1 rRNA gene is annotated in these 1,060 nt (G+C 52.1%); it reads right to left on the reverse strand.

Features of this window, described 5'->3' with window-relative positions:
• A 23S ribosomal RNA gene (locus HMPREF3168_RS02960) occupies positions 1-1,060 on the reverse strand; the annotation flags it as partial.

A 1,060-nucleotide genomic window follows, 5' to 3' on the forward strand; every position in this document is an offset into this window, starting at 1 on the left:
GGTCCCGACTTACCCTGGGCGGACGAGCCTGCCCCAGGAAACCTTAGTCTTGCGGCGGACAGGATTCTCACCTGTCTTTCGTTACTCATACCGGCATTCTCACTTCTAGAAGCTCCACATGTCTTCTCAGTCATGCTTCACCGCCGCTAGAACGCTCTCCTACCACGTGCATAAATGCACATCCACAGTTTCGGTATCATGCTTAGCCCCGGTAAATTTTCGGCGCGGCGTCACTCGACTAGTGAGCTATTACGCACTCTTTGAATGATGGCTGCTTCTGAGCCAACGTCCTAGTTGTCTGCGCAACTCCACATCCTTTTCCACTTAGCATGAATTTTGGGACCTTAACTGGTGATCTGGGCTGTTTCCCTTTCGACTACGGATCTTATCACTCGCAGTCTGACTCCCGCACATAAATGTCTGGAATTCGTAGTTTATCTGAATTCAGTAACCCTTGACGGGCCCCTAGTCCAAACAGAGCTCTACCTCCAGCATCCTCTTTGCGAGGCTAGCCCTAAAGCTATTTCGGAGAGAACCAGCTATCTCCAAGTTCGTTTGGAATTTCACCGCTACCCACAACTCATCCCCGCAATTTTCAACTTACGTGGGTTCGGTCCTCCAGCGCGTTTTACCGCGCCTTCAACCTGGTCATGGGTAGGTCACTTGGTTTCGGGTCTGCGTCAGCCAACTGCTCGCCCTCTTCAGACTCGCTTTCGCTGCGGCTCCGTCTTTTCTGACTTAACCTTGCTGACTAACGCAACTCGCCGGTTCATTCTACAAAAGGCACGCCATTACCCGTTAACGGGCTCTGACTACTTGTAGGCACACGGTTTCAGGTTCTCTTTCACTCCCCTCCCGGGGTTCTTTTCACCTTTCCCTCACGGTACTGGTTCACTATCGGTCACTGGTTAGTATTTAGCCTTGCGAGATGGTCCTCGCGGATTCAAACGGGATTTCACGTGTCCCGCCCTACTCAGGATACTGATAGGCCTTCTTTGGATTTCGCTTACGGGGCTCTCACCCTCTCTGGCGCGTTTTCCCAAACGCTTCTGCTATCCTC

It is taken from the genome of Lactobacillus sp. HMSC08B12 (assembly GCF_001808415.1).
GTDB lineage: Bacteria > Bacillota > Bacilli > Lactobacillales > Lactobacillaceae > Lactobacillus > Lactobacillus delbrueckii.